The following is a 24,435-nucleotide window of genomic DNA, read 5'->3' as shown; positions in this document are numbered from 1 at the left end:
CGGGGCCCCACGGGGCCGGTGTCAGCCACGAAGATAGGCGAGCACCGCCAGGACGCGGCGGTTCGTCGCGTCGGTCAGGGAGAGGTCCAGCTTCGTGAGGATGCTGCCGAAGTGCTTGCTCACCGTCCCCTCACTGACGTGCAACGCCTCGGCGACGGACGCGTTGGACCTGCCCTCCGCCATCAGCGCCAGTACTTCCTGCTCGCGCGGCGTCAGCCTCGACAGAGGGTCGCGGCGGTGCCTGAGCAACTGCCGTACGACCTCCGGGTCCACCACCGTGGCCCCCTCGGCGACGCGGCGGACGGCGTCGACGAACTCCTCGACGTGCCCGATCCGTTCCTTCAGCAGATAGCCGACGCTGGTGCCGTCCGAGGAGTCGAGCAACTCCTCGGCGTACGCGCGCTGCACATACTGACTCAGCACCAGGATGGGCAGTTCGGGCCGCCGCTCGCGCAACTCCAGCGCTGCCCGCAGCCCCTCGTCGGAGAAGCCCGGCGGCATGCGCACGTCCGTCACCACGATGTCGGGCCTGTGCTCGGCCACCGCCGCGATCAACTCGTCGGCGGTCCCGGCCCCGGCGACGACCTTGTGCCCGAATCGTTCGAGCAGACCGGTCAGTCCGTCCCGCAGGAGCACGCTGTCCTCGGCCAGCACGATGCGCAACATCAGGTCCTCGTTCGGGTCGGAGTGCGGGAGGAGCGGGCGGTGACGATGCCGGCTGTCGCGGCCCCGTCGGTGGCTGCGTGGCCGGACGGGCAGGGAATCCGTACGCGGAACACGGTGGGGCCGCCGACGGGGCTGGACACCGCCAAGTGGCCGTCGAGGACCGAGATACGGTCCGCCACGCCCTGTAGACCGGAGCCGCCGGAGAAGTCCGCCCCGCCCGCCCCGTCGTCCCTGACCTCCACGACCAGCTCGCCGCCGGCGATCCTGCCACACACCTGCGCGCGGCCGGCGCCGCTGTGCTTGGCGACGTTCGCCAACGCCTCGCAGACAGCGAAGTACGCCGCCGTCTCGACCGCCTCGGGCAGCCGCCCCGGCAGCTCGAAGCGCACATCGACCGGCACCGTCGAGCGGTCGGCGACGTCCTCGACCGCGTCCTTCAGCCCCCGGTCGGTCAGCACCTGGGGGTGAATGCCCCGGATCAGCTCCCGGATCTCCACCAGCGCGGTGCCCGCCTCGTCGTGTGCCTTGGCCAGCAGGCCGCCCAGCGGCTCGCCGGGGTCCTCCAGCCTCGCCAGGCCCAGCGTCATCGACAGGGCCACCAGCCGCTGCTGCGCGCCGTCGTGTAGATCACGCTCGATCCTGCGCCGTTCCGCCTCGAAGGCGTCCACCAGCCGCATCCGGGACCGGCCGAGTTCCTCGATCCGGGAATCGACGGCGGCGTCATGGGAGGACAACAGCTGTCTGGTCAGCGCGGCGCGCCCGGCGGCCACCACACCCAGCGGATAGGCGAGAAGGGGCAGCAGGAGCGCGCCGACCAGCGCCGCCGCGAACGCCTGCGGGTAGGAGTCGGCCAGCCAGATCTTCATGACGCGGACCTCCTCGCCCCCGCCGACCGTGGCCATGACGACGGGTGTGGCCAGCAGGCCGCCGCAGACGCCGAGCACCGTTCCCAGGGCCAGCGCCTCCAGCGGCCACAGCACGAACGCGCACAGCAGCGCGTAGCCCAACTCCCGCCACGTGGTCGGCTCCTTGAGGCGGACGCGGATCCAGGCGGCCGGCCCCGTACCGTCCGGCTCGCGGTGCGGATCGGCGAGTACGGCGGGGTCGACCAGCCGCAGCCGGCGGCGTTCCAACGCGCCCAGCGGGATGCCGGCGAGCGCGAACATCAGCAGCAGCGGAACGCCGACGACGACCACCGCCAGAGCGCCTCCCACGACCGCCAGCAGGAGCAGTGAGACCAGGGTCGCCAGACCGACACACACGCCGCTCAGCAGGTACGCCGCGGAGCGCCACGGCCAGAGGCCGCGGAGATAACGGGGCGCACGGAGCGCCTGCCAGAGGCTGGGGGAGTGCATGGACGCACGGTAGGCGGGCGCCGTACGGGGCGACCACCCAGCCAGCTCCACCATTCGCCCCGTACACAGCCCCACCTGCCACCTTCCACCTCGCCGGGGGTGGAGCAGGCTCCACCACGGGCATGCCGTCCTGCTGTGATGTGCGGGGCGTCCGGCGCGACTTGAGTGATCACCATGAACCACACAGCCATGAACGGCGCCGCGAGCGACAACGCCGCCGCGAGCGAGACCGCCAGGAGCGGCGCGGCTACGAGCGACACGGCGGTCAGGCTCAGCTCCGTCTCCCGGTCCTACGGGAAGGGCGCGGCGGCCGTGACCGCGCTCGACCGGGTCACCCTCGACATGCCCAAGGGCACCTTCACCGCCGTCATGGGGCCCTCCGGCTCCGGCAAGTCCACCCTGCTCCAGTGCACGGCCGGACTGGACCGGCCCACCAGCGGGACCGTGATGCTCGGGGACCACGACCTGACCGCGCTCAGCGAGAACAAGCTGACCCTGCTGCGGCGCGAATGCATCGGCTTCGTCTTCCAGGCGTTCAACCTGCTGCCCTCGCTCACCGCCGAACAGAACGTGGCGCTCCCGCTGCGCCTGGCCGGCCGCAGACCGAAACGGGCCGCCGTTCTGGAGGTGCTGGAGCGGGTGGGACTGCGGGACCGCGCGGGGCACCGGCCCAGCGAGCTATCCGGCGGCCAGCAGCAGCGCGTGGCGCTCGCCAGGGCGCTGGTCACCCGCCCTGACGTGCTCTTCGGCGACGAGCCGACCGGGGCGCTGGACTCGCGGACGGGCCGGGAGGTCCTGACCTTGCTGCGCGGCATGGTCGACGGCGGACAGACGGTGATCATGGTGACGCACGACCCCATGGCGGCGTCGTACGCGGACCGTGTGCTGTTCCTGGCGGACGGCAGGGTGCGTGACGCTCTCGACTCGCCGACCGCGGACCTGGTCGCGGAGCGGATGACCGCCCTGGCGGTGGCCCCGTGCTGAGGCTGACGCTCCAAGGCATGCGGGCGCGCTGGGTCACCTTCACCGGGTCGTTCGTCGCGCTCGCCCTCGGCGTGGGGCTCATCGCCGCCACGGGACTCGCCCTCGCGGCCACGTTCGAGGCCCCGCACCGGGGCCCGGAGCGCTTCGCCGCGGCCCCGGTGGTCGTCAGGGCCTCCGACACCCTGCGGGTGTCCACACCGATCGGCGAGCGTAGGCAGCGGCTCGCCGATCCACGCGCGGTACCGGACAGCCTGGCCGCCGAACTGGCGCGGCTCGGCCGTACGGTCGAGGACCGGACGTTCCCCGTGTCGTTCGCCGGTGCCTCCTCGGGAGGTCGCGCCGACGGTGCCGACGGTTCCCCTGAGGGTGACGGGGCGGTCGGGCACCCGTGGTCGGTCGCGGCTGCCGCCCCGTACCGGCTCACGCACGGTCGCGCCCCCGCCGCGCCCGGAGAGATCGTGGTCACCGTGGCGGCCGGCTCGCAGTCCCGGGCCGAAGACGGCGTCGAGGTCGGCGACCAGGTCAAGGTCGTCACCCCGGCAGGGGCCGACAGCCGCACCGTCGTCGGGACCGTGGACGCGGCGGACTTCGAGACCGCGGTGTTCTTCACGGACGCCGAGGCCGCCCAACTCTCGCCCCGTATTGACGCGTTGGTGGTTCACGCGGACGCGGCGGCTGTCCGGGAGGCCGTACGGACGACCGTCGGCGGCACCGATACCGGATCCGGCTTCGAGGTCCTGACCGGTGACGGGCGGCGCGGGGCCGATCCGGACCCGGACCGGGACAGCGAGGCCCTGGTCGCGGTCAACGCGCTGCTGGGTACGGCGGCGGGCATCACCTGCTTCGTCTCCGTCTTCGTGGTGGCCTCGACCTTCGCCTTCGCCGTGGCACAGCGCAGACGCGAGTTCGGCCTCCTCCGTACGGCGGGGGCCACTCCGCGACAGATACGGCGGACGGTGTTCGCGGAGGCGGTCCTGGTCGCCGTACCGGCCTCGGCGTTCGGCTGCCTGCTCGGCACCGTCGGCGCGCAGCCGCTCGCCGCGTGGATGGTCGACAGCGGGATCGCACCGTCCTGGTTCGCGATCGGCGACCAGACCTGGCCGCTGCACACGGCCTTCTGGACGGGCCTGTGTGTAGCGATGGCAGGCGTCCTGGCGTCCTCCTGGCGGGCCGGACGGATCAAGCCCACAGAGGCGCTGCGTGAGGCCGCCGTCGACAACCGGGCGATGCCCCCGAGCCGTTGGCTGCTCGGTGCCCTCGTCCTGTTGGCGGGTCTCGGACTGCTCGCGTGGTCGCTGGCCACCGATCCCGGCGAGGCACTCAAGAGGAAGACCTACATCACCCGGCCGATGCTGCTGATCGTCGGCTTCGCCCTGTACGCACCGGTGCTCGTGCCGCCCCTGGTCGGACTCGTCACCTGGCTGCCCGCCCGGCTGCCGGGCGCCACCGGCCTGCTCGCACGGGAGAACGCGGCCACCGGGGTGCGCCGTACGGCGGTCGTCGCCGCTCCCGTACTGATCACTGTCGCGCTCGCCGCATCCCTCCTCGGTACGACGGCGACGATCAACGAGGCCAAGGCCACCGAGGCCGCGGGGCAGACGACCGCCGACTACGTGGTGGCGGCGGGCGAGGACGGTGCGCTGCCCGCCCCGTTCGTGGCACGGGCACGGAGCATCCCCGGCGCGGACGTGAGCGCCTCGCGCTCCACCGCCGTGACCGTGCTCGAGGAGGGCGTCGCCCTCGTCGGTTCGGAGGCCAGAGCCGTGGACCCGGCCGATCTCGCGGCGGTGTCCCGGCTGCCGGTGTCGTCCGGCCGGTTGGCCGATCTGGACGACGGCGGCATCGTCGTCAACGAGGAGTGGCGGACACGCACGGTCGGACAGCGGGTCAGGGTCTGGCTGGGCGACGGGCGCGAGGCGACGCTGCGGATCGTGGCGGTGCTCCGGACCGGTACCGGGAGCAACGGGGTCTACGTGACCCCGCGCAACGCCCCCGGCGCCTCGGTCGACCGCGTCGACGTCAAACTTCGTGACGGCGCGGACGCCGCCGCCGTCGACACCGCGCTGCGCGAGGCGGGGCGGGCGACGGGGACGACCGTCCTCACGAAGGACGCCTGGACGGCGCTGAGCCATCCGCGCTCCAGCGAGAGCACCCGCCTGGGGATGCTGCTGATTCTTGGGATCGCCCTGCTGTACACGGGGATCGCGCTGGCGAACACCCTGGTCATGGCGACGTCCGACCGGGTCGGTGATCTCGCGGTGCTCCGGCTGACCGGGGCGACCGGGCCGCAGGTGCTCCGCCTGGTCGCGGCCGAGGCACTGGTGGTCGTGGCCGTGGGCACCCTCCTCGGCGCCGTCGTGGCCGGCCTGAACCTCCTCGGCGTGCGAGGCGCCCTCGCGCTGCTCTCCGTCCGGTCGCCCCTGGTCGTGCCCTGGGGGAGCGTGGGAGCGATGGTGGCGGCGAGCGCCGTGCTGGCGGTGCTGGCCGCCGTCGTCCCGGCGCTGGCGGCGCTGCGCAGGAGGCCGGTCGAACTGGCGGGAACGCGCGAGTAGCCGCGCCCGCCCCTGCGACTCGCCCGCGTGATGCGCTTGACACCAAAATCGAACAAGCATTCTCATGGGTTCCGGGCCGGTTGGTTCGAGGTGCCGGAGCCCGGAGTTTTCCACAGGCCGGGAGGACGTCGAGGCCCATTGTCAGTGGCAGGGGATAGCGTCTTCGATGTGAAGCGATCAACACAAGCAAATCGGGTGGAACCCATGGCAGGATCCGACCGCGAGAAGGCGCTGGACGCCGCTCTCGCCCAAATTGAACGGCAATTCGGCAAGGGCGCGGTGATGCGCCTCGGCGAGCGGCCGAACGAGCCCATCGAGGTCATCCCCACCGGGTCGACCGCACTCGACGTCGCGCTCGGAGTCGGCGGCATCCCGCGCGGCCGCGTGGTGGAGGTGTACGGACCGGAGTCCTCCGGCAAGACGACACTGACGCTGCACGCGGTGGCGAACGCCCAGAAGGCGGGCGGCACGGTGGCCTTCGTGGACGCCGAGCACGCGCTCGACCCGGAGTACGCGAAGAAGCTCGGCGTCGACATCGACAGCCTGCTGCTGTCCCAGCCCGACAACGGCGAGCAGGCCCTGGAGATCGTGGACATGCTGGTCCGCTCCGGGGCGCTCGACCTCATCGTCATCGACTCCGTCGCGGCCCTGGTGCCGCGAGCGGAGATCGAGGGCGAGATGGGCGACTCCCACGTGGGTCTTCAGGCGCGACTGATGAGCCAGGCGCTCCGGAAGATCACCAGTGCGCTCAACCAGTCCAAGACCACGGCCATCTTCATCAACCAGCTCCGCGAGAAGATCGGCGTGATGTTCGGCTCGCCGGAGACCACGACCGGTGGCCGGGCGCTCAAGTTCTACGCCTCGGTGCGGCTCGACATCCGTCGTATCGAGACGCTGAAGGACGGCACCGACGCCGTCGGCAACCGCACCCGCGTCAAGGTCGTCAAGAACAAGGTCGCGCCGCCCTTCAAGCAGGCCGAGTTCGACATCCTCTACGGCCACGGGATCAGCCGCGAGGGCGGTCTGATCGACATGGGCGTGGAGGAGGGCTTCGTCCGCAAGGCCGGCGCCTGGTACACGTACGAGGGCGACCAGCTCGGCCAGGGCAAGGAGAACGCCCGCAACTTCCTCAAGGACAATCCCGATCTCGCCGACGAGATCGAGAAGAAGATCCTGGAGAAGCTGGGGGTCGGCACCAAGCCGGAGGCGCCCACGGCCGAGACCGGAGCGGACGCGGCGGGTGCCGCCGCCGGCGCCCCGGCCGACGCGGCGAAGACAGTGCCGGCTCCCGCCACCAAGGCCAAGGCGGCCAAGGCGGCGGCGGCAAAGAGCTAGTTCGGCGCCGTGCCTTACGCGAAGAGGCGGCGAGCTGAGCGGCAGGGCGGCAGCCCCGACTCGTCGAGGGCCGAGAAGGAGCTGCCGCCCCAGGACCCGGCGGAGCGGGCGCGGGCGATCTGTCTGCGCCTGCTCACCGGGACCCCACGCACCCGGAAACAGCTGGCGGACGCGTTGGAGAAGCGCGACATCCCCGAAGATGTCGCGGCGGAAGTCCTCTCCCGCTTCGAAGACGTGGGACTGATCAACGACGCGGCGTTCGCCGATGCCTGGGTGGAGTCCCGGCACCACGGCCGGGGCCTGGCCAAGCGCGCCCTGGCGCGTGAACTGCGCACCAAGGGTGTGGACTCCGACCTGATCGACGAGGCGGTGGGGCAGCTCGACCCCGAACAGGAGGAGGCGACCGCGCGGGAGCTGGTCGCCCGCAAGCTCCGCTCCACCCGTGGCATGGAGCGCGACAGACGGGTGCGCAGGCTCGCGGGCATGCTCGCTCGCAAGGGATACCCGCAGGGTGTGGCCCTGCGGGTGGTCAAGCAGGCACTGGAGGCGGAGGGCGAGGACACGGAGGGACTGGACGAGGGCGTCTACTGACGAGGGCATCCACCGAGGTCCGGTGAGCCGGGACCATCGGACGGCGGCCGAAGAAGGAAGAACGACGAACGAGATCCGGCCCGCGCGGGGGCGGCCGGGCATCGGGTCGAGACGGCCGACCCGCTCAGTGCGAGACCGGCAGTCCTTCGGCCTTCCACGCCTGGAAGCCGCCGACCAGGTCCGTCGCGCGGTGCAGCCCCAGCTGCCGCAGCGAGACCGCCGCGAGACTCGACGCGTAGCCCTCGTTGCAGATCACCACGACGCGCAGATCGTGGCTCGTGGCCTCCGCCGCCCGATGGCTGCCCAGCGGGTCGAGACGCCACTCCAGCTCATTACGCTCGACGACCAGCGCGCCGGGTATCAGTCCGTCACGGTCCCGCAGTTCCGCGTACCGGATGTCGACCAGCAGGGCCCCGTCCGCCGCCGCGGCGAAGGCCTCCCGCGGTTCGATCCGGTCGAGTCCCTCACGGACCCGGTCGAGCAGTTCGTCGATCCCCACAGGTGACACGGGTGCCACAGGCGTCACAGATGCCGCGTGTGCGCCCGGCTCCGTCCGATCGATCGGCTCGCCGCTCACTGCCACTCCTGCGGACGCTCGACCTGCTCGAGGCGGAGCACCGCGCCGGTGCGGCTGTAGCGGCGCATCAGCGGCAGCGGCGGATAGTAGGCGTGCACCGAAACGGCGTGCTCCGAGTCCGACTCGTTGCGGACCTCGTGCACGTGGTGGCTGCCGAAGGCCCTGGCGTCGCCCTTCGCCAACTTCCGCTCCCGGTCCACTCCTTCGGCCAGTTCCAGCGTCTTCCAGCCCTCCGTGGGCAGCCTGGCGGCCAGCGAGTCCTCCTGGAGCACGCCGTCCGCCGTGGCGAAGGCGCCGTACGAGCCGCCGTGGTCGTGCCAGCCTGTCCCGGTGCCGGGCGGCCAGCTGATGATCCACGCCTCGCTGCCGGCCGGGCCGTCGAGACGGATCCACGTACGGCCCTCGGGATCGAGGGGAAGCGTGGAGACGAGCTCGGTGTCGGCCGCCGTACGCCGTACGAAGTCGAGCAACTCGGTCTGCGTCGGCACACTGGAGGCGGTTGACGCCGCTGCGCCGGGTGCGACGGTCTCAGAACCAACAGCCTTGGAAACAAGGGCAGTTGACGCCGAAGCGGTGGGCGCGGGGGTGTCGAGAGAAGCAGACATGAAGACCGTCCTGGAAGTTCGCGGGGGCGCGCCGTCATGTGCCGACACGACGAGCGCTAAGAGAAAGGGGGCGAATTCAGCAGGACGGACGACACACACAGCCCGCATAGCGGACCAGGTCCATATGGACCCTCCGCCACAGGCGCACATCGGTGTCAGTCACGTTCCGGAGTACACCATGTGATCCCGACGACGGTCAATTGATGTTCGCTGTCCGGTCCCGGCCACCGGGACGATCCCGCGCCGGTGAGGCCTCAGGTGGGCCGCCACGTGCGGCGTCTGCCGCCGCGTACAGCTCGTCGGGCCGTACTCCGCCGAAGGCCGCGACAAGGTGCCCGTCGGGCCGTACGAGCAGCACCGAGTGCGCCGACGCCCCCGGATAGCTCTCCGTGACCAGCAGCTCGGCCGGTGACGGCAGGGCCGCGACCGCTTCGGCGAGCCGCGGCATCACGCCCGCGGTCAGCCAGTGCCGCCGGTCCCACACGCCCGTCCCCGGTGCCACCAGCACCACCAGCACCTTGCCCCTGCCGAGACGGTCCCGCAGCCGCACGGTCATGCCGTCGGGCGCCGTCACGAGCACGTCGTCGACGGGCGCCCCCGTCCGGGTGTCGACCGTCGCGTGCGCCTCGGCGTACGGAGGCGCAAGAGGGGAGTGCGGGTACGCGGGGGGCGCGCCCATCGGCCCCTGCCCCAGATGCCCGTCGGCGAGGAGGGTGTCATGTCCGCGCGCGGTGCCCGGAAGGTACGTGCGCAGCCCCCCGCCACCCCGAAGTATCGTCAGCGACTGGTCGGCCGCGCGCAGCCGCGCGGCGACGGCGGTACGGCGTTCCGCCTGATAGCTGTCGAGAAGCGTCTCCGACGCCCCGTGGTGCCAGGCGTGCGCCAGCTTCCAGCCCAGGTTGTCGGCGTCCCGCAGCCCCTCATCGAGGCCCTGTGTACCCAGCGCGCCCAGCAGGTGCGCGGCGTCCCCGGCGAGGAAGGCCCGGCCGACGCGCCAGCGCCGCGCGAGCCGGTGGTGCAGCGTGTACACGCCGGTGTCGAGCAGGTCGTACGGCGGCGTGTCGCCGCACCAGCCGGTCAGGGTGTCCCGTACCCGCGCCACCAGCGCCTCCGGCGTGACCAGCTCGCCCCTGGCCGGCAGCAGCCAGTCCAGCCGCCACACACCGTCCGTGAGCGGCCTGGCGGACACCTCCTGGCCCCCGCCCCGCCACGGCGGCTGACGGTGCAGCACCGCCTCACCGGGCCAGGGCAGTTCGACACGGAGCGCGGCGACCGCGTGCCGCTCCACCGCCGTACGGCCCGGGAAACGGACACCCAGGAGCTTGCGGACGGTGGACCTGGCGCCGTCACAGCCCACCACATGGCTTCCGCGCCACCAGGTCGCCCCGGGACCGCGTGTGTGCACCGTGACGCCGCGGGCGTCCTGCTCCAGCGAGTCGAGGCGGCTGTCCGTCACCAGACGTACGAGGTCGTGGCGGGCGACGGCGTCCCTCAAGCCGCGCGTGAGGGCATGCTGCGGGAGATGTAAGGGCGACGGGAAAACCGGGCCGCCACGTTCCGCGTCGGCGCCTTCCGTACCACCGCTCCCGCCCGCACCACCGGACCCGGCGGCATCACCGAGCCGTAGCTGCCGCATCTGCTGCTTACGCCGCAACTGCCGCCAACCGACCCACCGGGCCCCTTCGTCACGGAGCGTGGAGCAGCCCAGCCGCGCCATGAGAGCGGCGGTGTCGGGCCGCAGAACCGCCGTACGGGCCGGTCGTGGATCGTCCTTGCCCGCCCCTTCGTCCAGCACGACGGCGGGAACGCCCTGGGTGGCGAGACAGAGGGAGAGCGCGAGCCCCACGGGGCCCGCGCCGACGACGATCACCGGGTCCACGGCGCGACCCCTCCGGCCCGTACGGTCATGCGGCGATTGGCGGTTGGAACCCGCAGAGCGATCACAGAACGTATGCAACCTACTGCGGGTGCTTGCGTCAAGTGACGGGGGCAGCGACGCCGCGCGCCGCTGCCCCCGTCAGGTCGATGGGCCCCGTCTCCGGGGCCGTCGAGGCTAGCCGCCCCCGCCACCCGCATCGCCTGTGGCGCGGTCCGTCTTGCTCATCGGATCCAGCGCCGCCGGCGTACCCGTGGCACCCAGATCGTCCATGGTCGCGCCCGTCAGGACGGCCCCGGTACTTCTCTTCGCGCGGCGCAGCCGCTTCTCCAGCCAGGACGCGAACGTCGTGAGAAGGAGATTCAGCAGGATGAAGATCACCGCGACGACGATGAAGCTCGGGATGACGTTGCCGTAGTTGGCGGCGAGCGTCTTCCGCGCGCTGAGCAACTCGGTGAAGCTGAGCAGCGCGCCGCCGAGCGCGGTGTCCTTCACGATGACGACGAGCTGGCTCACCAGCGCGGGCAGCATCGCGGTGACCGACTGCGGCAGCAGGATGGTGCGCATCGTCTGGCCCTTGCGCAGACCGATCGCCTTCGCGGCCTCCGTCTGCCCCTTGGGCAGCGACAGGATGCCCGCGCGGACGACCTCGGCCAGCACGGACGCGTTGTACAGCACGAGGCCGGTGACGACCGCGTACAGCGGACGCATGTCCGTGCTGATGTCGGTGTACTCCGCGTAGAGCTGGTTCGCGAACACCATCAGGATCAGCACGGGGATGGCGCGGAAGAACTCGACGACCACACCGGCCGGGACCCTGACCCACCGGTGGTCGGAGAGCCGCGAGATACCGAAGAGGGCTCCCAGCGGCAGCGCGATGACCAGCGCGAGCCCCGCGGCCTTGAGGGTGTTGACGAGGCCCGGCAGCAGATACGTCGTCCACGCCTGGGACTCGGTGAAGGGGCTCCACTTCGCCCACTCCAGCTGACCCTTGTCCGACATGGCGGAGTAGATCCACCACACGCCCAGGGCCAGGACGATCAGGAACAGCACCGAGTAGACGATGTTGCGCCGCTTGGCGCCGGGACCCGGCGCGTCGTACAGAACGGAAGTCATCGCTTCACCGCCACTCGCTTGCCGACCCAGCCGAGGATGAGGCCGGTCGGCAGTGTCAGGACCACGAACCCGAAGGCGAAGATCGCCGAGATGAGGATGAGTTGCGACTCGTTCTCGATCATCTCCTTCATCAGGAGGGCCGCTTCGGCCACGCCGATGGCCGCGGCCACCGTCGTGTTCTTCGTCAGGGCGATCAGCACGTTCGTGAGAGGCCCGATGACGGAGCGGAACGCCTGGGGAAGGACTATGAGGGACAGGACCTGGGTGAAGTTCAGCCCGATGGCCCGCGCCGCCTCCGCCTGCCCGACAGGCACCGTGTTGATGCCGGACCGGATGGCCTCACAGACGAACGCGGCCGTGTAGGCGGTCAGTCCGAGAATGGCCAGCCGGAAACTCAGCGCGTCGAAGTCGTCCGCCGCGCCAAGAGTGATGCCGAAGACGTCGGCGAGACCGAGGGAGGCGAAGACGATGATGACGGTGAGGGGAATGTTCCGGACCACGTTCACGTAGACCGTGGCGAAACCGCGCATCAGCGGGACCGGGCTCACCCGCATCGCGGCAAGTATGGTGCCCAGGACGAGGGAGCCGATTCCGGAGAAGACGGCGAGTTTCACCGTTACCCAGAACGCCCCTAGCAGGTCGTAACCTTCAAGAAAGTCGAACACGATCTCCCGCGCTCTCGCGTTTGTTGATGGCGTGGCGCGCCACCCTCACGGGGCGGCGCGCCACATCTGCGCCGAATGAGCCGTACGGGCCGACGGCCCGCTGATTCAGCTGACGATGTTGCCGATCTTCGGGGCGGGCTCGTTCTTGTAGTCGGCCGGACCGAAGTTGTCCGCCACGGCCTTCTCCCAGGCGCCGTCCGAAACCATCTTCTCCAGGGCGGCGTTGATGTCGTCGACGAGCTTGGTGTCGCCCTTCTTGACGCCGATGCCGTAGTTCTCGTTGCTCAGGCTGAGGCCGGCGAGCTTGAACTTGCCCTTGTTCTGGTCCTGCGAGGCGTAACCGGCGAGGATCGAGTCGTCCGTGGTCAGCGCGTCGACGGCGCCGCTGGCGAGTCCGTCGATGCACTCCGAGTACGTGGCGTTCTGCTTCAGCTGGGCCTTCGGCGCGAAGTCGTCCTTCACGTTCTGCGCGGACGTGGAGCCCGTCACGGAACAGAGCTTCTTGCCGTTGAGGTCCGCGCCCTTGCTGATGTTGTCGTCGGCGCGGATCAGCAGATCCTGGTGGGCGAGCAGATACGGGCCGGCGAAGTCGACCTTCTGCTTGCGCTCGTCGTTGATCGAGTAGGAGGCCGCGATGAACTTCACGTCGCCGCGCTCGAGCGCGGTCTCACGGTCGGCGCTCGGGGTTTCCTTCCACTCGATGTCCTTCGCCTCGTAGCCGAGCTCCTTCGCGACATAGGTCGCGACGTCGACGTCGAAGCCCGTGAAGGAGCCGTCAGGCGTCTTCAGACCGATACCGGGCTGGTCGAACTTGATACCGACGGTGATCTTCTTGCCACCGCCGTCACCCTCGCTCGAGGAGTCGCTGTCGCCGGAGCCACACGCGGTCGCGGTCAGGGAAAGGGCCAGCACCGAGGCGGCAACAGCACTTGCTTTACGGAGATTCATGGTCAACATCCTTCGTTGTCTCGAAAGTTACGGGCAGCTCAGTGATGCAGGATCTTCGAAAGGAAGTCCTTGGCGCGGTCGCTGCGAGGATTGGTGAAGAACTGCTCCGGCGTCGCCTCTTCGACGATCTGGCCGTCCGCCATGAAGACGACCCGATTCGCGGCGGAGCGCGCGAAGCCCATCTCGTGGGTCACCACGACCATGGTCATACCGTCACGTGCGAGCTGCTGCATGACTTCGAGCACCTCGTTGATCATCTCCGGGTCGAGCGCCGAGGTCGGCTCGTCGAAGAGCATCACCTTGGGCTCCATGGCCAGCGCGCGGGCGATCGCCACACGCTGCTGCTGGCCACCGGAGAGCTGCGCGGGATACTTGTCCGCCTGGTTGGCCACACCGACGCGGTCCAGCAGGGTCCGTGCGAACTCGTCCGCGGCCCGCTTGTCCTTCTTGCGGACCTTGATCTGTCCCAGAGTGACGTTCTCCAGGACCGTCTTGTGCGCGAAGAGGTTGAAGGACTGGAAGACCATGCCGACGTCGGCGCGCAGCCGGGCAAGCTCCTTGCCTTCGGCGGGCAGCGGCTTCCCGTCGAGCGAAATGCTGCCGGAGTCGATCGGCTCCAGACGGTTGATGGCGCGGCACAGTGTGGACTTGCCGGACCCTGAGGGCCCGATCACGACGACGACCTCGCCACGGGCGATGGTCAGATCGATGTCCTGGAGCACATGCAGCGCGCCGAAGTGCTTGTTGACGTTGCTCAGCACGACCAGGTCGCCCGACGCCGGCCTGGCGTCCTCGGTGTCCTTGGTCACTGAAACTCCGCTCATCGGCTTCTTGCTCCGTCCTCCTCGGTTGGGAGGACCTTAGTCACGCACTGCGACCAGCGTCATTACATCTGAGGGGAAATTGAGCATAACGATCCGGCCGCAACCGGACACTCCGTGTGAAGAGGGCCGGTTCGGCGTACCGGGTGGGTAACGGAAACTGTCCCTTAACGGGAAGTGACTTGACTGCTGCGGCAGCGATGGGCGTGGATGCCCTGGTACGTACTGTGACCGCCACGCCACGGAGGAGGGCCATGAGGCTGTTGCTCGTCGAGGACGACGACCATGTCGCCGCGGCCCTCGCCGCGGTACTGGCCAGACACGGATTCGAAGTCACGCACGCGCGCAGCGGCGAAGAGGCACTCCAGGCGCTGCTCCCGGTGACCGACGGGACGAAGTCTCCTTACGGAGTCGTACTCCTCGACCTCGGACTGCCCGACCAGGACGGCTACGCGGTCTGCGGCAAGATCCGCAAACTCTGCTCGACACCGGTGATCATGGTGACGGCGCGTGCGGATGTCCGCTCCCGTATCCACGGCCTGAACCTCGGCGCGGACGACTACGTGACCAAGCCGTACGACACCGGTGAGTTGCTCGCCCGAATCCACGCCGTCAGCCGCCGCAGCGTGGGCGGCGAGGAGTCCGGACAGGGCGGCGGGGACTCCCTGCGGCTCGGACCGGTCACCATCGAACTCTCCACCCGCCGCGTCACCGTGGACGACGCCCCGATCCAGCTGACCCGCAAGGAGTTCGACCTGCTCGCCCTGCTCGCGCAGCGCCCGGGTGTCGTCTTCAGGCGGGAGCAGATCATCAGTGAGGTGTGGCGCACCAGTTGGGAGGGGACCGGCCGCACGCTCGAAGTGCATGTGGCGTCCCTGCGCTCCAAGCTCCGGATGCCGGCGCTGATCGAGACCGTGCGCGGCGTCGGCTACCGCCTCGTCGCCCCCACCGCCCACCAAGGACCGTAGTACCCGGTGAGTACTCGACTTCTGCCGCTGCTCATCGTCCTCATGGCGGGCGTGCTCCTCGCGCTCGGCTTCCCGCTCGCCGTGAGTCTCGCGGCGGCGCAGCAGCAGGGCGTGGTCGTCGACCGGATCGACGACACGGCGCGCGTCGCCGCGCTCGCCCAGTTCGTCAGCGAGGGCGACGTGTCGGACGCGGGCAACACCGGCACCGGCAACGGGTCCGGCGAGCGCGGATCCATGCTGGAGGAGGAGCTCAAGCGCTACCACGAGGTGTACGGCATCCGCGCGGGTGTGTTCTACCGCGACGGAGAGGCCATGGCGCGGGCCCCCGAAGGCTGGACGGTGCCCCGGACGGGAGAGGGGCGCCTGGCCTTCCAGGAGGCCCTCCTGGGGCGACGCAGCGACGACCCCCAGCAAGTCTGGCCCTGGCAGGCACACGGGCGCCTGATCGTCGCGTCACCGGTGGTACGCGACGGGGACGTCGTCGCCGTCGTCGTGACCGATTCGCCCACCGGTCAGATGCGCTCCCGGACCTTCGAGGGCTGGCTGTACATCGCGGCCGGCGAGGCCGCCGCCATGCTGCTCGCCGTGGGAGCGGCGATCCGCCTCACCGGCTGGGTGCTGCGCCCCGTACGCGTCCTGGACGCCGCCACGCACGACATCGCCACCGGGCGGATGAAATCGCGTGTCGCCGCCGCCGGAGGCCCCCCGGAACTACGACGGCTCGCCGACTCCTTCAACGAGATGGCCGACAACGTCGAGGACGTCCTCGAACAGCAGCGTGCCTTCGTCGCCGACGCCTCCCACCAACTGCGCAATCCGCTGGCCGCCCTGCTGCTGCGGATCGAACTGCTCGCCCTCGAACTGCCCGCCGGGAACGAGGAGATCGCCTCCGTCCGTACGGAGGGCAAGCGACTCGGGCAGGTGCTCGACGATCTGCTGGACCTGGCGCTGGCCGAACACGCCGCCGCCGATCTACGTCTCACCGACGTCGGCGCCCTGGCGTCCGAGCGCGTCGCCGCGTGGCGGGCGTACGCCGAGGAGAAAGGCGTCCGGCTGACCGAGAGCACCGGCGCCGTCACCGGCTGGGCGGACCCGGTCGCCCTCTCCAGCGCGCTCGACGCGGTCGTGGACAACGCCCTGAAGTTCACGCCGGAGGGCGGCGAGGTGGACGTACGGGTCGCGCGAGGCGGCAGCGACCGCACCACCATCACCGTCACCGACGGCGGCCCCGGACTGTCCGACGACGAGATGGACCGCATCGGCGACCGATTCTGGCGCAGCAACCGCCACCAGAACGTCAAGGGATCAGGTCTCGGCCTGTCCATCTCACGGGCGCTGCTCACGGCGGGCGGCGGGACGATCGCGTACGAACACGGTGACCCGCGCGGGCTGCGGGTGACGCTCACGGTCCCGAGGTCGTCGCCGACCTCTTCATGAGGACGGGGTCCCGGACCCCGCCTTGTCAGGAAGGGGCACCGGCCGTAGGAGCGACGTGCGACGGTCCTACGGTTTGACCGACCGGTAGTAGCGCAGCGCGCCCTCGTGCAGTCGCAGCGGATCGGTGTAGATCGCCGTCCGCAGATCCACGAGCTGCGCCGGGTGGACCTTCTTGCCGATCCGGTCCCGGCTCTTGATCACGGTGCGGGTGAAGCCCTCGGTCAGTTCCGGGTCGATCCGGTCCGCGGTCACCAGCAGATTCGCCACGGCCACCGTCGGCACCGCCGTACCGTCCTGCGCCTTCTTGTACGCGTCGGCCGGCATCACCGCGGAGCGGTAGTAGCGGGTCGCCACCCTGGCCGTGTCGTGCAACTTGTCGACGAGGGCGTCGTCGAGGGGCACCAGCCGGATGTCGAAGCGCTCCGACAACTGCTGGATGGAGGCGGTGGGCAGCCCGCCGGACCAGAAGAAAGCGTCCAGGTCGCTCGACTCCAGACGGCCCGGCATGGTGTCGATGCCCGCCGAGACCGCCGTCACGTCCTTCGTGGGATGCAGCCCGGCGGCGGCCAGCAGGCGGTCGGCGATCAGCCGCACGCCCGAACCCTCCTGCCCCACGCCCACCCGCTTGCCGCGCAGGTCCCGCGCGGACTTGATGTCCGAGTCCTTCGCCACTATCAGCTGGACGTAGTCGTCGTAGAGCCGCGCGCAGCCCCGCAGCCGGTCCGCCCCCGGTCCGTTGTCCCGCTGGTACTTGGCGACGGCGTCGGCCGTGGCGATGGTGAAGTCGGCCTTCCCTGTGGCCACGCGCGAGATGTTCTCCTGCGACCCCTCGCTGGTCAGCAGCCCTATCGACACATTGGGCAGATCCTTGGCGAGATCCTCTTTCAGGAGGTCCCCGTAGCGCTGGTAGACCCCGCTGGTCACGCCCGTACTGAACTTGAGGGACCCGCTCGGTGTCTTCTCCCCGAGCGGCACCAGCCACCACGCCAGCAGCCCGGCCACCACCAGGGCGGCAACGCCTCCTACGAAGGCGGTGCGACGGCTCATACGGGGCGGAAGCGGGAACATGCGGTGATCCTGCCAGTTCACGCACCGTGATGACCAGGCCTTGCCCCCACCGGCTTGGGTCGGCCGCCGACGGCCGGCCCGCCGGCGTGCGTACTGCGAGAAGGAGATGGCCCGGAACGACCGTTCCGAGCCACTCATCCGGCTGTCGGAACGGTCCCGCGACGAGAAGACTGCGCCCCGGTCCCTCGTCCTTCGCAGGTTCGGGGGACCGGGTTGACCAGCGCCTCAGACCTCCCCAGGCCCGGCGCTGGGCGCAGCCCAAAGCCAGTACCCCCGACTTCGGCGGTCAAACCAACCCGGATCCGACCGGCTTGATCCGGCCGGGCGCCGTCGCCCCCGGGACGGACCTCAGGCGCGCTCGTCCCACGCCTGACTGCGCGCGTAGTGGTTGTCGTACTTCTCCGAGGAGTCCTTGATGTCCTGCACGGTCGCCTCGCCGTCGTGGACGCGGCCGAGCAACCGGTAGTAGTCGAACCGGTCCATGCCCGGCGTGAAGCCGACCAGGACCTCCGCGGTCGCGTCCGGGGCGGGCGCGAAGGCGTGCGGCGTGTGCGGCGGTACGGCGAGGAAATCGCCCTTCTCCAAGGTCAGTACCTCCTCGCCGACCAGCACCTGGAGCGTGCCGTCGACGACGAAGAAGAACTCGGTGGCACGGGTGTGGAAGTGCACGGGCGCCCCCGCCGCGCCCTTCTCGAAGCGGGCGGTGTTGACGGTGAGCGCGCCGCCCGTCGTGTCCGAGTCGGCGAACAGCGTGATCACGCTGCCCGGGGCGTCGGCGAGAGCCTCGGCGGCGCCGCCACGGGTGAGAAGCGGCTGGTGGGTGCGGGATGCGGAGTTCGTCGTCCTGTTCATGAAGACGAATCTAAGGCTCCGGGTGACCGCTGGAAGGGGGCATTCGGTGAGTGAATCAATGGGTCAATCGAGGCCGTCCCCGGGGACCGGGGGTGGCCGGAACGCCGAGGCCGATACGCCAGTGGCGCACCGGATTCGCGGGCCTCACGGCTCCGCTGGCGGGGCCACCTCGGGCACCCCCTTACCCTGGACGGGTGACAAATAGCAGTGACCGGGCCGCAGCGGTGGACGAAGTGGGCGTTGACCGGACCTACGAGGTGCGCACCTACGGGTGCCAGATGAATGTCCACGACTCCGAGCGATTGTCCGGTCTGCTGGAGGGCGCCGGATATGTCCGGGCCCCCGCAGGCGCCGACGGCGACGCCGACGTCGTCGTCTTCAACACCTGCGCCGTACGAGAGAACGCCGACAACAAGCTGTACGGCAACCTCGGCCGCCTGGCCCCGATGAAGACCCGCCGCCCCGGCATGCAGATCGCCGTCGGCGGCTGCCTCGCCCAGAAGGACCGCGACACCATCGTCAAGAGGGCGCCCTGGGTCGACGTCGTCTTCGGTACGCACAACATCGGCAAGCTCCCCGTACTGCTGGAGCGCGCCCGCGTACAGGAAGAGGCGCAGATCGAGATCGCCGAGTCGCTGGAGGCGTTCCCGTCCACACTGCCGACCCGCCGCGAGTCCGCCTACGCCGCGTGGGTCTCCATCTCCGTGGGCTGCAACAACACCTGCACCTTCTGCATCGTCCCGGCCCTGCGCGGCAAGGAGAAGGACCGCCGCCCCGGTGACGTACTCGCCGAGGTCGAGGCGCTCGTCGCCGAGGGCGTCTCGGAGATCACGCTCCTCGGCCAGAACGTCAACGCGTACGGCTCCGACATGGGCGACCGCGAGGCATTCTCCAAGCTCCTGCGGGCCTGCGGGAAGATCGAGGGCCTGGAGCGCGTCCGCTTCACCTCGCCGCACCCGCGCGACTTCACCGACGACGTCATCGCCGCGATGGCCGAGACGCCCAACGTCATGCCGCAGTTGCACATGCCGCTCCAGTCCGGCTCCGACACCGTCCTGAGGGCGATGCGCCGCTCGTACCGGCAGGAGCGATTCCTCGGCATCATCGACAAGGTCCGCGCGGCCATCCCGCACGCCGCCATCTCCACCGACATCATCGTGGGCTTCCCCGGCGAGACCGAGGAGGACTTCGAGCAGACGATGCACACGGTGCGCCAGGCACGCTTCGCGAACGCCTTCACCTTCCAGTACTCCAAGCGCCCCGGAACGCCCGCCGCCGACATGGACGGGCAGATTCCCAAGGAGGTCGTGCAGGAGCGCTACCTGCGCCTCGTCGCCCTCCAGGAGGAGATCTCCTGGGACGAGAACAAGACGCAGATCGGCCGCACCCTCGAAGTCATGGTCGCCGAAGGCGAGGGCCGCAAGGACGGAGCCACCCGCCGGCTCTCCGGCCGCGCGCCGGACAACCGGCTGGTGCACTTCACCGCGCCCGACCAGGAGGTACGTCCGGGCGATGTGGTGACCGTCGACATCACGTACGCGGCTCCGCACCATCTGCTCGCCGAAGGGCCGACGACGCGGATACGACGCACCCGCGCCGGGGACGCCTGGGAGAGGCGCAACGCGGCCCCGCCCGAGCCCACGGGTGTACTGCTGGGTCTGCCGTCGATCGGCGTCCCGCCGCCGCTGCCCGCGGCGACCGGCGGCTGCTCGGTCGTGTGACGCACCCTTCGGCTGTGTGACGCGCCGGTCGGCGACCGGTGGACGGCGGGCCGATGTGTCACGTGCCGTGACCTAGTCTGCGCAGCATGCTCGTATCCGCGGCCGTGTGCCCCTGTCCGCCCCTGCTCGTCCCCGCCGTCGCCGCCGGTGCCGCTCCGGAACTGGACGCGGCGCGGGCCGCGTGCGCCGACGCCCTCGGCGTGCTCGCCGCATCCAGGCCCGACCGGCTGGTCGTCGTCGGACCGGCGGCGGGCACGACGACGGACCTGGAGACGTACCCGCAGGGCGCGTACGGCTCCTTCCGGGGCTACGGGGCTGCTGTCGACGTCACGCTCGACGGGAAGCCGCCGAGGCCCGAGGACCGCGACGGGCGATCCGGGGCCGAACTGCCGACCTCGCTGGCCGTCGCCGCCTGGCTGCTCGCACACGTCGCCTGGTCCGCCTCGCCGATCCAAGGGCTCGGCGTCCGGGAACCTCTAGACGCCGAGCGGTGTATCAAGAGCGGTAGGGACATCACGACGGGCGCGGGGCGGGTGGCACTGCTGGTGATGGGCGACGCCAGCGCGTGCCGCACGCTCAAGGCGCCCGGATATCTCGACGAGCGCGCCGCGGCCTTCGACGCCGAGGTCGCACGCGCGCTCGGCTCGGCGGACGTGGCGGCGCTCGCCGCGCTGGACGAGTCGCTGGCGACCGACCTGAAGGCGGCGGGCCGCGCCTGCTGGCAGGTTCTCGCGGGCGCGGCCGAGGGAGCGGACCTCGGCGGCGCGCTGCTGTACGACGACGCGCCGTACGGGGTGGGCTACCTGGTGGCGGCCTGGTCGTAAGGGGGCAACGGGGGGAGGGGTGGGGGAGGGGGAGGCCCCCAGGGCCCCACATATGTCACTGACGCCTGACGGCGGGGGCGAAACGCCCTTCAGCGCTTCGCCCCCGCCGTCAGCCGTCAGGACACGTCTGTCGTTCGCCGTTCGCCGTGCCGTCGGGCCTCAGGAAGTCGGCGGCGGGGAGGAAGGCGGGTTTGTGGTGCCGCCGGTCTCTCCGTCCTTGCCTTCCTTGTGGGACATCCGCTCCAGAGCGTCCTTGGCCTTTCCGGTCCCGGACTCGATCTTGTCGCTGTACTTGCCCTTGGTCTTCTGGTCGACCGTCTTCGCGGCCTTGTCCAGGCCCTCGCCGATCTTTCCCCCGTGCTGCTGCGCGAGGTCGGAGACTTTGTCCTTGGCGGGGGACAGCTTGGACTTCAGTGAGTCAAGGAGGCTCATGGGTCACCTTCCCTCGGGCCCCGGTGAGGGGCGATCGGCTCTGTGCCGACTATGCGGGCGCCTTCGCCGGCTCCGTCGCCGGCCGCTTCGTCGACGGTCTGCTGCTTCGGGATGTCGACACCCTCGGCAGCTTTCGTACCGCCGTCGCAGTCGCAGTCGCAGTCGCGGTCGCTTCCGGTGTCCGCAACCGTATCCGCTGCGGCCCCGGAGGCACCGGGGGTGGGGTTCCGTCCTCGGCGGCCTCGGCCGTCGTGGACGCCGACCCAACCTCCTCCGCCGTCCGTTCGGACTTTCGGCGAAGCCATGCAAAAACGCCCATATCAACTCCATATGCTACTCGTGTGGGCGAAATTCCGCGTTGCCCGGAGCGCCCCGTCACGCCGCCCGCGGGCACAGGCCCGAAAACCGGCGGTCGCGATCTCGCAACGGCCAACGCCCCCGGACAGGGGCCGTCACGTAACTCGTTCGGGAACCGGCCACCAGGTTTGCGAGACTGGGGCCGTGAGTACCGCAGCGCCCGCACCGCGGGTCATCGCCGTCGTCGGCCCCACCGCGGCCGGCAAGTCCGACCTGGGCGTCCATCTCGCCCGGCAACTCGACGGTGAGGTCGTCAATGCCGACTCCATGCAGCTCTACCGCGGGATGGACATCGGTACCGCCAAGCTGACGACCGAGGAGCGCCGCGGCGTCCCGCACCACCTCCTGGACATCTGGGACGTGACCGAGGCGGCCAACGTCGCCGAGTACCAGCGGCTGGCCAGGATCGAGATCGACCGGCTGCTCGCCGAAGGCCGTACCCCCGTCCTCGTCGGCGGCTCCGGCCTCTACGTACGGGGCGCCATCGACGCCCTCGACTTCCCCGGCACCGACCCCGAGGTGCGCGCCCGGCTGGAGGACGAGCTGAAGCTGCGCGGCTCCGGCGCCCTGCACGCCCGGCTGGCCGCCGCCGATCCGGCTGCCGGCCGCGCGATCCTCCCCAGTAACGGGCGCCGCATCGTCCGGGCGCTCGAGGTGTTCGAGATCACCGGTAAGCCGTTCACCGCCAATCTGCCCGGTCACGAAGCCGTGTACGAGACGGTGCAGATCGGTGTCGACGTGGAGCGTCCCGAACTCGACGAGCGCATCGCGCTGCGCGTCGACCGTATGTGGGAGGCCGGCCTCGTGGATGAGGTGCGCGAGTTGGAGGCGCGCGGCCTGCGCGAGGGCCGCACGGCCTCGCGCGCGCTCGGCTACCAGCAGGTGCTGGCGGCCCTCGCGGGTGACTGCACCGAGGAGCAGGCGCGGGCCGAGACCGTACGCGCCACCAAACGCTTCGCGCGCCGCCAGGACTCGTGGTTCCGCCGCGACCCCCGTGTCCACTGGCTGAGCGGTGCGGCCGACGACCGGGAGGAACTCCCGCACCTCGCGCTGACGTTGGTCGAACGAGCGGTCACAGCCTGATCACGTGATGGCATCGGGACGCTCCGGCCGTCAATCCGGTGCCCGGGGCCGTGCCATCATCGAGCATCGATCGACCAGTGGAGTCCGAGTTGGGAGGGCGCGTGGCGATGGAGGCCGGCCCTCGCAACACAGATCAGGGGACGCAGGATCCGCAGGAAGAAGCCCCGCGGCTCAGTCCTGACGGACCCGACGACGAAGACGCGGTGACTCCCGAGGTGGAGGTCGAGCTGCGTCCGCAGCGACGCCTGCGGATCTGGCAGCTCGCTCCTATCGTGATGCTCGCCGCCATCGGCTCGCTGATGTTCGCCTTCCCCCTCGCTTTCGGGACGGGCGACGGCGGCGCCGTCGTCGCGATGCTCGGCCTGCTGATCAGCTGCTGCGCCGCGGGCTGGGGCATGATGGCCGCCCGCCGCGTCGGCCATGCCTGGCCCGGTCTGCCGGCCCGCGGGTCGGGCGAGCGCCCGGACTGGCGTGTTCTCGCGCTGTACGTGACCGTGGGCGTCGCCCTGGTCGCCCTCGCCGTCTGGCGGGTCGCCCGCCTCCGCTGACCGGGCGCACGCCTTCCGCGTTCGCACTGTCGGTCCCACCTCGTACGATTGACGCGTGAGTACCTACCGCCCCGCCGCGCAGTCGTCGCCGATCCCTTTCCTCAAGGGCCACGGGACCGAGAACGACTTCGTGATCATTCCTGACCCTGACAACGGGATCGCCCTGTCCGCCGCCGCCGTCGCGAAGCTCTGCGACCGCCGGGCCGGTATCGGCGGCGACGGGCTGCTGCACGTCGTGCGGTCCGCCGCGCACCCCGAGGCGCGGTCCATGGCCGACCGGGCCGAGTGGTTCATGGACTACCGCAACGCCGACGGTTCGGTCGCCGAGATGTGCGGCAACGGGGTCCGGGTCTTCGCGCGGTATCTGCGGCGCGCCGGTCTCGTGGACGCGGGCGACCTCGCCGTCGCCACGCGTGGCGGCGTGAAGGAGGTCCACATCGCCAAGTCCCCTGAAACGGGCGGCGAAACGGTCGATCCGGAAGCCGTCACGGTCCGGATGGGACGCGCCGTTCTCCCCGAAGGGGACGTCAGCGTCGTTGTGGGGGAGCGGGGTTGGCCCGCCCGTAACGTCAACATGGGCAATCCGCACGCCGTCGCCTTCGTCGACGACCTCGACCACGCCGGGAATCTGTTCACCGCCCCGCCCGTCAGCCCGGCCTCGGCCTATCCGGACGGCGTGAACGTCGAATTCGTCGTCGGACGCGGCCCGCGCCATGTCGCCATGCGCGTCCACGAACGCGGCTCGGGCGAGACGCGGTCCTGCGGTACGGGTGCGTGCGCCGTCGCCGTCGCCGCGGCCCGCAGGGACGGCATCGACCCCGCGGTGACCGGTGAGCCCGTCACGTACACGGTCGACCTGCCCGGCGGACGGCTCGTCATCACCGAACGTCCCGACGGCGAGATCGAGATGACCGGCCCGGCCGTGATCGTCGCCGAGGGGCTGCTCGACGGCGAGTGGGCGGAGTTGCCCGACACGCTCTGAAGTCCTCGGCACCCGGCGGCAGATTCGCTCGAATGGGTGATCCGTTTCACGCTGGGGGAGAGGTGGACCGAG

The 24,435-nt window shown here is 70.6% G+C and carries 24 protein-coding genes; 11 read left to right on the top strand and 13 right to left on the bottom strand.

Going from position 1 to position 24,435, the window contains the following annotated elements:
• Positions 1-21: 21 nt before the first annotated feature.
• Positions 22-666 (bottom strand): response regulator, encoded by a 645-nt coding sequence (locus tag ACFWHU_RS04670; RefSeq protein WP_387223900.1) that lies wholly within the window; start codon positions 664-666, stop codon positions 22-24.
• Positions 666-2,021, bottom strand: a complete 1,356-nt coding sequence (locus tag ACFWHU_RS04665; protein WP_387223898.1) for a sensor histidine kinase — start codon at positions 2,019-2,021, stop codon at positions 666-668. Before ACFWHU_RS04665 ends, ACFWHU_RS04670 begins: the two co-directional genes overlap by 1 nt.
• Positions 2,022-2,195: 174 nt before the next feature.
• On the opposite strand from ACFWHU_RS04665, the gene ACFWHU_RS04660 reads away from it, so the two are divergent.
• The 4 genes from ACFWHU_RS04660 (at position 2,196) to recX (ending at position 7,483) form a co-directional block, all read left to right on the top strand.
• Positions 2,196-3,005, top strand: a complete 810-nt coding sequence (locus tag ACFWHU_RS04660; protein ID WP_387223896.1) for an ABC transporter ATP-binding protein — start codon at positions 2,196-2,198, stop codon at positions 3,003-3,005.
• Positions 2,999-5,557, top strand: a complete 2,559-nt coding sequence (locus tag ACFWHU_RS04655; RefSeq protein ID WP_387223894.1) for an ABC transporter permease — start codon at positions 2,999-3,001, stop codon at positions 5,555-5,557. Before ACFWHU_RS04660 ends, ACFWHU_RS04655 begins: the two co-directional genes overlap by 7 nt.
• A gap of 204 nt (positions 5,558-5,761) precedes the next feature.
• The gene (gene recA, locus ACFWHU_RS04650; protein WP_387223892.1) at positions 5,762-6,892 is read left to right on the top strand and encodes a recombinase RecA; all 1,131 of its coding nucleotides are present in this window, start codon (positions 5,762-5,764) and stop codon (positions 6,890-6,892) included.
• Between the two features lie 9 nt (positions 6,893-6,901).
• Entirely contained in the window at positions 6,902-7,483 is a 582-nt protein-coding gene (gene recX, locus ACFWHU_RS04645) for a recombination regulator RecX (RefSeq protein WP_387223890.1), read from the top strand.
• A gap of 124 nt (positions 7,484-7,607) precedes the next feature.
• On the opposite strand, the gene ACFWHU_RS04640 is transcribed toward recX, so the two are convergent.
• The 8 genes from ACFWHU_RS04640 to ACFWHU_RS04605 all read right to left on the bottom strand — a co-directional run bounded on the left by ACFWHU_RS04640 (position 7,608) and on the right by ACFWHU_RS04605 (position 14,094).
• Complete coding sequence (locus ACFWHU_RS04640; protein WP_387223990.1) at positions 7,608-8,045, bottom strand: rhodanese-like domain-containing protein; 438 nt, start codon at positions 8,043-8,045, stop codon at positions 7,608-7,610.
• Positions 8,046-8,056: 11 nt separating this feature from the next.
• Positions 8,057-8,665: a cysteine dioxygenase gene (locus ACFWHU_RS04635; RefSeq protein WP_387223888.1), complete on the bottom strand. Its 609-nt coding sequence runs from the start codon at positions 8,663-8,665 to the stop codon at positions 8,057-8,059.
• 76 nt (positions 8,666-8,741) lie between these two features.
• Positions 8,742-8,813, bottom strand: coding sequence for a putative leader peptide (locus ACFWHU_RS04630; protein ID WP_309544753.1), 72 nt, complete (start codon positions 8,811-8,813; stop codon positions 8,742-8,744).
• Between the two features lie 48 nt (positions 8,814-8,861).
• A complete protein-coding gene (locus ACFWHU_RS04625; protein ID WP_387223886.1) occupies positions 8,862-10,544 on the bottom strand; it encodes an FAD-dependent monooxygenase in 1,683 nt (560 codons plus the stop codon).
• 174 nt (positions 10,545-10,718) lie between these two features.
• The gene (locus ACFWHU_RS04620; RefSeq protein WP_387223884.1) at positions 10,719-11,657 is read right to left on the bottom strand and encodes an amino acid ABC transporter permease; all 939 of its coding nucleotides are present in this window, start codon (positions 11,655-11,657) and stop codon (positions 10,719-10,721) included.
• Complete coding sequence (locus ACFWHU_RS04615; RefSeq protein WP_078074732.1) at positions 11,654-12,322, bottom strand: amino acid ABC transporter permease; 669 nt, start codon at positions 12,320-12,322, stop codon at positions 11,654-11,656. The genes ACFWHU_RS04620 and ACFWHU_RS04615 overlap by 4 nt, the downstream gene beginning before the upstream one ends.
• Before the next feature lie 105 nt (positions 12,323-12,427).
• A complete protein-coding gene (locus ACFWHU_RS04610; protein WP_385800831.1) occupies positions 12,428-13,270 on the bottom strand; it encodes a glutamate ABC transporter substrate-binding protein in 843 nt (280 codons plus the stop codon).
• A gap of 38 nt (positions 13,271-13,308) precedes the next feature.
• Positions 13,309-14,094, bottom strand: coding sequence for an amino acid ABC transporter ATP-binding protein (locus tag ACFWHU_RS04605; RefSeq protein ID WP_078074730.1), 786 nt, complete (start codon positions 14,092-14,094; stop codon positions 13,309-13,311).
• 251 nt (positions 14,095-14,345) lie between these two features.
• On the opposite strand from ACFWHU_RS04605, the gene ACFWHU_RS04600 reads away from it, so the two are divergent.
• Positions 14,346-15,059 carry a response regulator transcription factor gene (locus ACFWHU_RS04600; RefSeq protein ID WP_147878189.1) on the top strand — a complete coding sequence of 238 codons (714 nt, stop codon included), beginning with the start codon at positions 14,346-14,348 and terminating at the stop codon, positions 15,057-15,059.
• A 6-nt stretch (positions 15,060-15,065) separates the two neighbouring features.
• The gene (locus ACFWHU_RS04595; protein ID WP_385800833.1) at positions 15,066-16,496 is read left to right on the top strand and encodes an ATP-binding protein; all 1,431 of its coding nucleotides are present in this window, start codon (positions 15,066-15,068) and stop codon (positions 16,494-16,496) included.
• Positions 16,497-16,562: 66 nt separating this feature from the next.
• Here ACFWHU_RS04595 and ACFWHU_RS04590 read toward each other — a convergent pair whose 3' ends face one another.
• Together ACFWHU_RS04590 and ACFWHU_RS04585 are read right to left on the bottom strand one after the other, a co-directional pair.
• Entirely contained in the window at positions 16,563-17,564 is a 1,002-nt protein-coding gene (locus ACFWHU_RS04590; RefSeq protein ID WP_385800835.1) for a TAXI family TRAP transporter solute-binding subunit, read from the bottom strand.
• Positions 17,565-17,912: 348 nt separating this feature from the next.
• Entirely contained in the window at positions 17,913-18,416 is a 504-nt protein-coding gene (locus ACFWHU_RS04585; RefSeq protein WP_385800837.1) for a cupin domain-containing protein, read from the bottom strand.
• 194 nt (positions 18,417-18,610) lie between these two features.
• Between ACFWHU_RS04585 and miaB the strand changes: the two genes are divergently transcribed.
• Positions 18,611-20,137: a tRNA (N6-isopentenyl adenosine(37)-C2)-methylthiotransferase MiaB gene (gene miaB / locus ACFWHU_RS04580; RefSeq protein ID WP_387223879.1), complete on the top strand. Its 1,527-nt coding sequence runs from the start codon at positions 18,611-18,613 to the stop codon at positions 20,135-20,137.
• 86 nt (positions 20,138-20,223) lie between these two features.
• Positions 20,224-20,961: a hypothetical protein gene (locus ACFWHU_RS04575; protein ID WP_387223877.1), complete on the top strand. Its 738-nt coding sequence runs from the start codon at positions 20,224-20,226 to the stop codon at positions 20,959-20,961.
• A gap of 159 nt (positions 20,962-21,120) precedes the next feature.
• Here the strand turns inward: ACFWHU_RS04575 and ACFWHU_RS04570 are convergent, their stop codons facing one another.
• A complete protein-coding gene (locus ACFWHU_RS04570) occupies positions 21,121-21,393 on the bottom strand; it encodes an antitoxin (protein WP_385800842.1) in 273 nt (90 codons plus the stop codon).
• Between the two features lie 501 nt (positions 21,394-21,894).
• On the opposite strand from ACFWHU_RS04570, the gene miaA reads away from it, so the two are divergent.
• From miaA to dapF, 3 genes are all read left to right on the top strand, one after another.
• On the top strand, positions 21,895-22,833 hold the full coding sequence (gene miaA / locus ACFWHU_RS04565) for a tRNA (adenosine(37)-N6)-dimethylallyltransferase MiaA (protein ID WP_385800844.1): 939 nt from the start codon (positions 21,895-21,897) through the stop codon (positions 22,831-22,833).
• A 107-nt stretch (positions 22,834-22,940) separates the two neighbouring features.
• Positions 22,941-23,381: a hypothetical protein gene (locus ACFWHU_RS04560; RefSeq protein ID WP_385800914.1), complete on the top strand. Its 441-nt coding sequence runs from the start codon at positions 22,941-22,943 to the stop codon at positions 23,379-23,381.
• 55 nt (positions 23,382-23,436) lie between these two features.
• Entirely contained in the window at positions 23,437-24,363 is a 927-nt protein-coding gene (dapF, locus tag ACFWHU_RS04555; protein ID WP_385800846.1) for a diaminopimelate epimerase, read from the top strand.
• Positions 24,364-24,435 lie beyond the last annotated feature (72 nt).

It is taken from the genome of Streptomyces sp. NPDC060366 (assembly GCF_042725135.1).
Classification (GTDB): Bacteria; Actinomycetota; Actinomycetes; order Streptomycetales; family Streptomycetaceae; genus Streptomyces.
This window is presented reverse-complemented; position numbering and strand designations above follow the sequence as displayed.

Coding starts and splice junctions, on each gene's coding strand:
- ACFWHU_RS04610 (WP_385800831.1), bottom strand. CDS start 13,270: ATGAATCTCCGTAAAGCAAGTGCTGTTGCCGCCTCGGTGCTGGCCCTT.
- ACFWHU_RS04605 (WP_078074730.1), bottom strand. CDS start 14,094: ATGAGCGGAGTTTCAGTGACCAAGGACACCGAGGACGCCAGGCCGGCG.
- ACFWHU_RS04590 (WP_385800835.1), bottom strand. CDS start 17,564: ATGTTCCCGCTTCCGCCCCGTATGAGCCGTCGCACCGCCTTCGTAGGA.
- ACFWHU_RS04620 (WP_387223884.1), bottom strand. CDS start 11,657: ATGACTTCCGTTCTGTACGACGCGCCGGGTCCCGGCGCCAAGCGGCGC.
- ACFWHU_RS04670 (WP_387223900.1), bottom strand. CDS start 666: ATGTTGCGCATCGTGCTGGCCGAGGACAGCGTGCTCCTGCGGGACGGA.
- ACFWHU_RS04560 (WP_385800914.1), top strand. CDS start 22,941: ATGGAGGCCGGCCCTCGCAACACAGATCAGGGGACGCAGGATCCGCAG.
- ACFWHU_RS04665 (WP_387223898.1), bottom strand. CDS start 2,021: ATGCACTCCCCCAGCCTCTGGCAGGCGCTCCGTGCGCCCCGTTATCTC.
- recA (WP_387223892.1), top strand. CDS start 5,762: ATGGCAGGATCCGACCGCGAGAAGGCGCTGGACGCCGCTCTCGCCCAA.
- ACFWHU_RS04660 (WP_387223896.1), top strand. CDS start 2,196: ATGAACCACACAGCCATGAACGGCGCCGCGAGCGACAACGCCGCCGCG.
- ACFWHU_RS04575 (WP_387223877.1), top strand. CDS start 20,224: ATGCTCGTATCCGCGGCCGTGTGCCCCTGTCCGCCCCTGCTCGTCCCC.
- ACFWHU_RS04635 (WP_387223888.1), bottom strand. CDS start 8,665: ATGTCTGCTTCTCTCGACACCCCCGCGCCCACCGCTTCGGCGTCAACT.
- ACFWHU_RS04600 (WP_147878189.1), top strand. CDS start 14,346: ATGAGGCTGTTGCTCGTCGAGGACGACGACCATGTCGCCGCGGCCCTC.
- ACFWHU_RS04570 (WP_385800842.1), bottom strand. CDS start 21,393: ATGAGCCTCCTTGACTCACTGAAGTCCAAGCTGTCCCCCGCCAAGGAC.
- ACFWHU_RS04585 (WP_385800837.1), bottom strand. CDS start 18,416: ATGAACAGGACGACGAACTCCGCATCCCGCACCCACCAGCCGCTTCTC.